The organism is Streptococcus sp. DD11, assembly GCF_001578865.1.
Lineage (GTDB): Bacteria > Bacillota > Bacilli > Lactobacillales > Streptococcaceae > Streptococcus > Streptococcus panodentis.
In genome coordinates this window covers 535,533-545,086 of the sequence record NZ_KQ969392.1, presented here as the reverse complement: position 1 = coordinate 545,086, position 9,554 = coordinate 535,533, and the positions used below count along the sequence as shown (strand labels likewise).

The 9,554-nt window shown below is 47.7% G+C and carries 6 protein-coding genes and 2 pseudogenes; 5 read left to right on the top strand and 3 right to left on the bottom strand.

Annotation, left to right across the window (positions count from 1 at the left end):
* The coding region (gene argS, locus STRDD11_RS14115; protein WP_241209285.1) for an arginine--tRNA ligase domain-containing protein at positions 1 to 755 on the bottom strand (755 nt) is incomplete at its 3' end.
* A 137-nt stretch (positions 756 to 892) separates the two neighbouring features.
* Here argS and argR point away from each other — a divergent pair.
* From argR to STRDD11_RS02560, 4 genes are all read left to right on the top strand, one after another.
* Positions 893 to 1,330, top strand: coding sequence for an arginine repressor (gene argR / locus STRDD11_RS02575; protein ID WP_128835042.1), 438 nt, complete (start codon positions 893 to 895; stop codon positions 1,328 to 1,330).
* Between the two features lie 64 nt (positions 1,331 to 1,394).
* Entirely contained in the window at positions 1,395 to 3,944 is a 2,550-nt protein-coding gene (mutS, locus tag STRDD11_RS02570; RefSeq protein ID WP_128835040.1) for a DNA mismatch repair protein MutS, read from the top strand.
* A 415-nt stretch (positions 3,945 to 4,359) separates the two neighbouring features.
* Positions 4,360 to 5,091 (top strand): zinc-ribbon domain-containing protein, encoded by a 732-nt coding sequence (locus tag STRDD11_RS02565; protein ID WP_128835037.1) that lies wholly within the window; start codon positions 4,360 to 4,362, stop codon positions 5,089 to 5,091.
* 36 nt (positions 5,092 to 5,127) lie between these two features.
* Positions 5,128 to 6,429: an SPFH domain-containing protein gene (locus STRDD11_RS02560; protein ID WP_128835035.1), complete on the top strand. Its 1,302-nt coding sequence runs from the start codon at positions 5,128 to 5,130 to the stop codon at positions 6,427 to 6,429.
* A gap of 179 nt (positions 6,430 to 6,608) precedes the next feature.
* On the opposite strand, the pseudogene STRDD11_RS02555 reads toward STRDD11_RS02560, so the two are convergent.
* Positions 6,609 to 6,854, bottom strand: a pseudogene (locus STRDD11_RS02555) (LytTR family transcriptional regulator); the annotation flags it as partial.
* A gap of 175 nt (positions 6,855 to 7,029) precedes the next feature.
* Between STRDD11_RS02555 and mutL the strand changes: the two are divergent.
* Positions 7,030 to 8,975, top strand: a pseudogene (gene mutL, locus STRDD11_RS02550) (DNA mismatch repair endonuclease MutL).
* A gap of 74 nt (positions 8,976 to 9,049) precedes the next feature.
* Here mutL and STRDD11_RS02540 read toward each other — a convergent pair.
* Positions 9,050 to 9,538 carry a helix-turn-helix domain-containing protein gene (locus STRDD11_RS02540; RefSeq protein ID WP_128835033.1) on the bottom strand — a complete coding sequence of 163 codons (489 nt, stop codon included), beginning with the start codon at positions 9,536 to 9,538 and terminating at the stop codon, positions 9,050 to 9,052.
* Positions 9,539 to 9,554 lie beyond the last annotated feature (16 nt).

The window sequence follows — 9,554 nt, the reverse complement described above, 5'->3', positions numbered from 1 at the left end:
CTGTCAAATTCTACTCCCAGCAGGTCATAGATGCGGTTGAATTCGACCAGGCTTTCGTCGCGGAACCACTGCCAAAGCTCGGTCGCTTCCGGATCTCCGTCTTCCAGTTTCTTGAACCAGAGGCGGGCTTCATCGTCCAGAGCGGGGTCGTTTTCGATTTCTGCATTGATTCGCACATAGAGCTTAAGGAGCTCGTCAATCGGATTGGCTTCAACTGCTTCCTGACTGCCCCATTTTTTATAGGCGACCATGAGGAGGCCGAACTGTTTGCCCCAGTCGCCCAAGTGGTTGATTTTAATGGTGTTGTAGCCCATTTTGCGGAAGATATTGGACAGAGCATCGCCGATGACAGTAGAGCGCAGGTGGCCGACTGAGAATGGTTTGGCAATATTAGGGCTGGACATGTCAATGGTGATATTTTCCCCCTTGCCTTCGTCCTGCTGGCCATAGTCGCTGCCTTCCTTGATCACTTCTTTGATGACCTGACCGGAAATTTCAGCCTTATTGAGGAAGAAGTTGACATAAGGTCCGGTCGCTGCGACCTTGTCAAAGTGAGTGCTGTCAATCTTATCAGTAATGTCAGCAGCAATGGCCTGCGGAGCCTTGCGCTCTGTCTTAGCGAGAGAGAAGGCTGGGAAGGCAATATCGCCCAGTTCAGAACTTTTTGGCTGTTCCAACAAATTTAAAATAGCATCTTGGTCAAGGCTGTCAATAACCTTGGCTAATTCGCCGGCAATCAACTGTTTATTATCCATATCTGCTCCTTTGAGTCTTTTGATATTATTTTATCACATTTTTCAAGGAATCTTCAATTTTTTTGGGAATAATTTTTGGGATAATATGAATTTTTTGATATAATGAGAAGTATAAATATTCAGCAAATGAGGTAGAAATGAGAAAAAGTGATCGTCATCAGCTCGTTAAAATGATGATTAAGGAGGAAAAACTGGGCACCCAGAAGGAAATTCAGGACCGCCTGGAGGCGCAGGGGATTTATGTGACCCAGACCACCCTGTCCCGCGATCTGCGAGAAATCGGCCTGACCAAGGTCAAAAAGGGCGGCCAGACTTATTATGTCCTGGCCCATGAAACAGAAGAAATTGACTTGATTGAGTTTTTGGCCAGACATATTCAGAGTGTGGCCCGTGCGGAATTTAGCTTGGTTTTTCGGACCGGTCTGGGAGAGGCGACGGTCTTAGCCAATATCGTTGACGGGACGCCTGACAGCCGCATCCTTGGGACAGTCGCAGGAGCCAATACCCTGCTGGTAATTTGCCGGGACCAAGCAGCTGCCGGGGAGATTGAAGGACAGATAAGTGCACTGATGTAAGCGGCACAACGACGAGAGGTTGAAACAGGAGTCCTGGCCTCGTTTGTTTTTAGAAAGGACAGAGATGACAGCAGACAAATTATCACCGGGCATGCAGCAGTATTTGGACATCAAGCAGCATTATCCTGATGCTTTTCTGCTTTTCCGCATGGGTGATTTTTATGAGTTATTCTATGATGATGCGGTCAATGCCGCTCAGATTTTGGAAATTTCTTTAACCAGCCGCAATAAAAATGCTGAAAACCCCATTCCCATGGCAGGGGTGCCTTATCATTCGGCTCAGCAGTATATTGATGTTTTGGTCGAGTCGGGCTACAAGGTAGCGATTGCCGAGCAGATGGAGGATCCCAAAGAAGCCAAGGGTGTGGTCAAGCGGGAAGTGGTTCAGGTTATTACACCGGGTACGGTGGTGGATTCCAGCAAGCCCGACAGTGAAAATAACTTTCTGGCAGCTTTGGACCGGGCAGACGGCCTTTACGGTCTGGCCTATATGGATCTGGTCACTGGAGAATTTCAGGTGACCAGTCTCAGTGACTTTGCCTTGGTCTGCGGCGAAATCCGCAATCTGCGGGCGCGCGAAGTCGTGCTGGGCTATGAATTGCCTGAAGCTGAGGAGCAGGTCTTGGCCGGCCAGATGAATCTGCTGCTTTCGCAGGTTGATCAAGCCTTGGAGGATGTGCAGCTGCTGGGAGACGGTCTGTCCAAGACAGAGCATCAGGCAGCGGGCAAGCTCTTGGAGTATGTTCATCGCACTCAGATGCGGGAGCTCAGCCATTTGAAAAAAGCCCACCACTATGAAATCAGGGATTTCCTGCAAATGGACTATGCCAGCAAGGCCAGTCTGGATCTGACTGAGAATGCTCGGACAGGAAAGAAGCACGGCAGCCTTTACTGGCTCATGGATGAGACCAAGACAGCTATGGGGGGCCGTCTGCTGCGGGCTTGGATCCAGCAGCCTTTGATTGATCGGAAGCGGATAGTCCGCCGTCAGAATATTGTGCAGGACTTTCTGGACCATTTCTTTGAGCGGAGCGATTTGACCGAGAGCCTGAAGGGCGTCTACGATATAGAGCGCCTGGCCAGCCGGGTGTCTTTTGGCAAGACCAATCCCAAGGACCTGCTGCAGCTGGCTGCTACGCTGGGCAATGTCCCGCAGATCAAGGCGATTTTACAGGGGATGGACAGTCCGCATCTGGCCGGTCTGGTGGAGCAGATGGATGAAATTCCAGAGCTGGCCGGACTGATTGATGCGGCCATATCCCCGGATGCTCCTCATGTCATCACTGAAGGCAATATCATCCAGACAGGCTTTGATGAAAGACTGGACAAGTATCGGGTGATCATGCGGGACGGCACAGGCTGGATTGCGGATATGGAGAGCAAGGAAAGAGAAGCCAGCGGCATCAGCAATCTGAAGATAGAATACAATAAAAAAGATGGCTACTATTTCCATGTGACCAATTCCCAGCTGGCTCGTGTACCCAGCCATTTCTTCCGCAAGGCTACTCTTAAGAATTCCGAGCGTTTCGGGACGGAAGAGCTGGCCCGGATTGAGGGAGAAATGCTGGAGGCGCGTGAGAAGTCTGCCAATCTGGAGTATGAGATTTTCATGCGCATCCGTGAGGAAGCCGGCAAGTACATCCAGCGCCTGCAAAGTCTGGCAACGGCTTTGGCGACAGTTGATGTCCTGCAGAGCTTTGCGGCAGTGGCTGAGCAGCAGCATCTGATGCGGCCGGACTTTACGGAAGAGCGGGAGCTCCGGATTGAGAAGGGCCGGCATGCGGTGGTAGAAAAGGTCATGGGAGCCCAGAGTTACATTCCCAACAGCATTGTTTTAGATGCGGCGACTGATATTCAGCTGATTACAGGGCCCAATATGAGCGGGAAGTCTACCTACATGCGTCAGCTGGCCATTATCGTCATCATGGCTCAGATGGGCTCTTATGTGCCGGCGGAGTCTGCCAGTCTGCCCATTTTCGATGCCATTTTTACCCGGATTGGGGCAGCGGATGATCTGGTATCCGGCCAGTCGACCTTCATGGTGGAGATGATGGAGGCCAACCGGGCCATTCGCCAGGCCAGCCAGCATTCGCTCATCCTCTTTGATGAGCTGGGCCGGGGAACGGCGACCTATGATGGGATGGCGCTGGCTCAGGCTATTATCGAATACATCCATGACCGGACGGGGGCCAAGACACTTTTTGCCACCCACTATCATGAGCTGACGGATCTGGAGCATTCTCTGAATCGGCTGGAAAATGTCCATGTCGCGACCTTGGAAAAGGATGGGCAGGTGACCTTCCTGCACAAGATTGAGCCGGGACCGGCTGATAAATCCTACGGGATTCATGTGGCTAAGATTGCCGGCCTGCCGGAAGATCTGCTGGAGCGGGCTGACAGCATCCTGACTCTGCTGGAAGGCCAGGATCGGCAATCGCCTGCGGCCTCTCCACCCCCCACACCAGCAGTCCGTCCGCAGGTTTCTGAGCAAATCAGTCTCTTTGCAGAAGAACCGGAAAACCCAGTCCTGGAAGATCTGCGCCAGCTGGACCTCTACAACATGACCCCGCTGGAAGTCCTGACCGCAGTGGCGGAGATGAAGAAGAAGCTGTGAAAGAAAAGAACAGAGTCTGATGTAAATGTCAGGCTCTTAGTTTTATCATTTCTTTTGTAATATTTGAAATTAGATTTTATAAAACTTTTCTTAAGTGATGGCGGACGTCTGCGACTCCCTGCGGGATTCCAAGACTAGAACTTGAGCCTGAGGTCTCAAGTTCTCCGCTGAGGCTGGAACGACGAACTAAATTTTTAAAAATTTAGTTCTGTCCCACCGCCATTTCATCACTGCGAAAAGTTTTGATAAAATCAATTTTTAAATTACTTTTTTGTTTATTTTACTTAAAAGTTCATCTTTTTTAAACCGCTTACTATCTTGATTTTATCCCTATAATCCATATTTACAAGATTGTTGAAATGCTGTATAATGAGACTATATTACTTCGGTTATTGAAGAGGAGAATAGAGAAAAAATGGGATTTTGTACTAACTGCGGTCATGCACTTGCTGAAGGTGCTCATTTTTGTAGTAACTGCGGTGTCGCAATGGGAAAAACAGATGCAGAGATGTCGCAACGGAAAACAGTATATGGTGGTGAATTATATAAATGTCCAAGTTGTGCTGAGAGGTTAGATTCTTTTATGTCTTCTTGCCCAAGCTGTGGGTATGAACTGAGAGGGGCAGGAGCAAGGAGTCGAGTTGAGAAATTAGCGAATAAATTAGGGTCAACTAAAAATAAAGAACAGAAAATTGAGCTTATTCGAAATTTTTATATTCCTAACACTAAAGAGGATATCTATGAGTTTGTTATCCTTGCAACCTCAAATATGAATTCATATGGTTATGATTTTGAGGCTTGGAATACAAAATTGGAACAAGCATACCAGAAAGCGACACTTTCCTTCGGAAACACAAAGGAATTTCAATATATCAGTCAGCTATACAGTCAGGCTCAAAAACGTAAAAGATTGAAATCTTTTATGAAAACTCTCAGAAGTTCTAATAAATTGCAATTCTTCTTATCATTTGGAGGCGGATTAACTATGGTTTGGGCTGCTGGAGCGATAGAAAAAAATATAGATACTAGTAATTTTTTCGGATCTATTATCATGTTCTTCGGGAGGGCTATTTCAATGCTTGGGACACTATTATTTATATTTTCTTTTCTAATCATTTTTTTAAGAAAAAAGAAGGTAAGTAATTGATATATTTTTACCGTTAATAAATTGAAGGAGAGAGGTATGAACTTATTTAGCAGAAATAAAACAGGCGGTTTCATGGATGAAATTCGCTGCGATGAGCCATACTATTTGATTTGGAAGTGGCATCCTGCTGGAGCTGAATTAGGTACGGGAGATAGAGAAAATGCGATTCGCTGGGGGTCTTCTCTGAGAGTTAAAGATGGAGATGTTGCTGTCTTTGTCTATAAACAAAAGGATGGCACGATGCAGGACTTTATTGTCGGGCCATTTGACCAAACAATCAAAACGTCAAATTTTCCTGTATTGGCTAGTATAATAGGCCTGGCTTATGACGGAGGCACGCCATTCCAAGCAGAAGTCTATTTCATTAATCTTGCTCAGATTATTCAAGTGAGGTTTGCGGTACCATTTTTTGATGTTTATGATCCAAGGTTTGTTGATTTTGGAGTGCCTGTTGCAGTTCGTGGAACGATTAGCTTTAAAATTGATGATTACAGAGAATTTATTAAATTGCATCGGCTGAATACCTTTAATCTTGATGATTTCCAAAAACAAATTCGAGATGCAGTGGCGCGGTATGCTAAGAATGTGGTAACAAATGCACCTGCCGCAAATGGCATTCCTGTCATTCAGTTAGAAAGTAAAATTTCACAAATTAATGATGTGATTGAAAGCGATGTAGTTACTAGACTAAAAGAGCAATTTGGCGTAATTGTTTCAAGTGTAGATATTGCTGCGGTGGAAATTGATAAATCAAGTGAGGGTTATCGTCAGCTGATGTCCGTAACCAAAGAACTTACCACAGCAAAAATGCAGGCTGAAACAACTGACTATGTTGAGCGGTTGCGTATCCAGCGTGAAGAAGGGCAGTATGCTCAGCACAAGCAAACACAATCTGCAAATATTGGTGCTTTTCAGGTTGAAAAACAATCTGAAGTCGGTATTGCTGGTGCTAATGCCCTAGGTGAGATGGGTGCTGGTGGTGCAGGAGGCGTTTCGCTGGGCAGTGATGCCGGATTTAATCCTGCTGCAATGATGGCTGGTATGGCAGTTGGCGGAGCTGTAGGGCAAAATATTGCTGGGACTATGAATAATATGATGTCGGGTGATGCTCAGTCACAGGGGACTCCTCCTCCAATTCCTGCAACTGCTTATCATATAGCTGTTGAGGGGCAAGCGACCGGTCCTTTTGATATGAACACTTTAGCACAAATGGCGGTTTCAGGACAATTTCTTCCTACGAGCTTGGTATGGAAGATAGGGTTGGCTGAATGGGTGAGGGCGGACAGCCTAGATGATTTAAAAGGTTTATTCATGCCTTCAGTTCCGCCAGTTAATTAAAAATCAACCGACCGCGGAAGTTAGCCAGCGGTCGGTTTTAAGATTGGTGCTTTAGGCTTTCCTAGACAGTCCCTGATTGATTTTCTGAATTTTTTGATAGTCCGTGTAGTAGAAAAAAATCACCAGATAAATAAGGCTGAATTCTCCGACCTTTGTTAGGGTGAGAGGCAAGAGCTTGGCTGCTGGCTTCGATAGCTGCCGTCTGCTGTTCGGACCTGGATCTGCCGGTTTTCTGTATAGATTCGGTAGATTTCCTCTGTGTTCAGCAGATAGATTTGGTCTTCTCTTTTGACATGGAGCTGGTCCTGTTTACCCAGATTTTGAGAAAAATGGACCAATTTTTGAATGTTCTCTGTCATGTGACGGGCTTCAATGCTGACGGAGTCTTCAGTGGTTTGAGGATCGATTCGTAGATTGACTTTCATTTCTTTTCCTCCTTTCCCCTTTATTAAACCGCAGTTCAGCGAATAAAACAAGGGCTTCTGCCTATTCGGTCGGCTCGGCTGTCTATTCGGCAGAAAAGCGGGAGGGCAAAGCTATCCCCTGATAGAAAAACCTCAATGTGTTATAATAGGAGTCACTAGAAGGACGGAGAAAGCTATGTCAAAAATTATGGAACTGCCAGAAATTCTGGCCAATCAGATTGCAGCAGGGGAGGTCATTGAGCGGCCCAGCAGCGTGGTCAAGGAGCTGGTGGAAAATTCTATTGATGCGGGTGCAAGCCAGATCACCATTGAAGTTGAAGAAGCTGGTCTTAAAAGCATTCAGGTGACGGACAACGGCGAAGGCATTGAGCATGAAGATGCGGCTCTGGCCCTGCGCCGTCATGCGACCAGCAAAATAAAAAACAGGCCGATCTCTTTCGGATTCGGACCTTGGGGTTTCGGGGGGAGGCCATTCCCTCTATTGCTTCGGTGTCGCACTTTCGTCTGGAAACAGCGACGGAAGGCAGCCGGCACGGTACCTTGCTGCTGGCCCGAGGCGGGGAGATAGAGCAGCTGGAGCCGGTCAGCCGGCCTGTCGGAACGACCATTCGGGTTGAAGACCTCTTTTTCAATACGCCTGCCCGGCTCAAATATGTCAAAAGCCAGCAGGCAGAGCTGTCCCATATCGTGGATACCATCAACCGTCTCAGTCTGGCTCACCCCGAAGTGGCCTTTACCTTGCTAAATGACGGCCGGGAACTGACCCGGACAGCCGGGAGCGGCAGTCTCCGTCAGGCTATTGCTGGGATTTATGGCTTGGCTACGGCCAAGAAAATGATAGAAATCGCTGCATCAGATCTGGATTTTGAAGTGACCGGCTATGTCAGCCTGCCTGAACTGACCCGCGCCAACCGCAACTATATTACCATCCTCATCAATGGCCGTTATATCAAAAATTTCCTGCTCAATCGAGCGATTTTGGACGGCTACGGCAGCAAGCTCATGGTGGGCCGCTTTCCGCTGGCGGTCATCAATATCCAGATAGACCCCTATCTGGCTGATGTCAATGTCCATCCGACCAAACAGGAAGTGCGGATTTCCAAGGAGCGGGAGCTCATGGCCTTGATTTCAAAGGCTGTCGCAGCCAGTCTCAAAGAGCAGGATTTGATTCCCGATGCACTGGAAAATCTCGCTAAGTCCAGCATTCAGCGGGCAAAAAAACCAGAACAGACCAGCCTGCCCCTCAAAGAAAACCGCCTTTATTATGACAAAGGAAGCAATGATTTTTATGTCAAGCCGCAGGTGGCCGAGCATCAGGCTTCCTTTGGCCAAGTTGACAGTTCTGTCAAGAAGGTTGACAGCGAAAAAGAGGCAGTTCAGTCAGCATCCTCTGTAAAATTTGCAGAAAGAAAAAGCCCAGACTATGACCAGCTGGACCATCCAGAATTGGATCAAAAGAGTCTGGAGCGGGCTCTGGATAAGCTGGAAAATGAAGAAAAGTCCACCTTCCCTGAGTTGGAATACTTCGGTCAGATGCATGGCACCTATCTCTTTGCTCAGGGCACAGGCGGTCTCTATATCATCGACCAGCATGCCGCTCAGGAGCGGGTCAAGTATGAGGATTACCGGGAAAAGATTGGCGATGTAGACGGCAGCCAACAGCAGCTTTTGGTGCCCTACCTCTTTGAATTTCCAGTGGACGATGTGCTGCGGCTGCAGCAGCGGATGCACTTGCTGGAAGAAGTCGGGGTGTTCTTAGAAGACTACGGCAGCAACCAGTTTATCCTGCGTGAACACCCTATCTGGATGAAGGAGGAGGAAATCGAGTCCGGTATCTATGAGATGTGTGACATGCTCCTCCTGACCAAGGAAGTCTCTATCAAGAAATACCGGGCAGAGCTGGCCATCATGATGTCCTGCAAACGCTCGATTAAGGCTAATCACCGTCTGGACGAGCATTCGGCGCGTGATCTGCTTTTCCAGCTGTCCCAGTGCGACAATCCCTACAACTGCCCCCATGGCCGGCCGGTTCTAGTCAACTTCACCAAGTCTGATATGGAAAAAATGTTCCGCCGCATTCAGGAAAACCACACCAGCCTGCGGGAGCTGGGGAAGTATTAGAAAATATCAAAAGGACTCCAGTCAAACGACTGAAGCCTTTTTTAGATGCAGGAGGATGAATCGTTGCCCTGCCGTCACTGTTTTCCTTCTTCCTTTTTTGAATCAAGCCCGATGACCTTATCCAGATACTTTTCTTTAATCTTGAGGCCTTTGTTAATGGCTATGGCCGAGGCCATGAGCAGGAAAAAGCTCAGCCAGACCAGCATGGTAAACTTGGCCGGAAAACCGGATCCGGCAAAGAAAAGGAAGATAGCCAGAGCAGACACGAAAACAGAAAGAACCTGCCAGAAGCCGTAGGATTTCACTTCCTTGTAATAGCGGTCTTTTTCGTTTTCTGATAGGACAGGTTTTATTTCTGGTTTTGGACTTTCCTCTAACAGCAGGTAATCCGTCGTCACTTGGAAAATCCGGCTCAGTTCGACGATTTTCTCAAGTTCCGGCAGGGCCTGGCCGGATTCCCACTTAGAAATGCTCTGGCGGGAAACATTGACCTTCTCAGCCAGCAGTTCCTGGGACCAGCCCTTTTCCTTTCTCAGTTCAAATAATTTATCAGCCAGTTTCATGACAACTACCACCTTT

Coding starts and splice junctions, on each gene's coding strand:
- argR (WP_128835042.1), top strand. CDS start 893: ATGAGAAAAAGTGATCGTCATCAGCTCGTTAAAATGATGATTAAGGAG.
- mutS (WP_128835040.1), top strand. CDS start 1,395: ATGACAGCAGACAAATTATCACCGGGCATGCAGCAGTATTTGGACATC.
- STRDD11_RS02565 (WP_128835037.1), top strand. CDS start 4,360: ATGGGATTTTGTACTAACTGCGGTCATGCACTTGCTGAAGGTGCTCAT.
- STRDD11_RS02560 (WP_128835035.1), top strand. CDS start 5,128: ATGAACTTATTTAGCAGAAATAAAACAGGCGGTTTCATGGATGAAATT.
- STRDD11_RS02540 (WP_128835033.1), bottom strand. CDS start 9,538: ATGAAACTGGCTGATAAATTATTTGAACTGAGAAAGGAAAAGGGCTGG.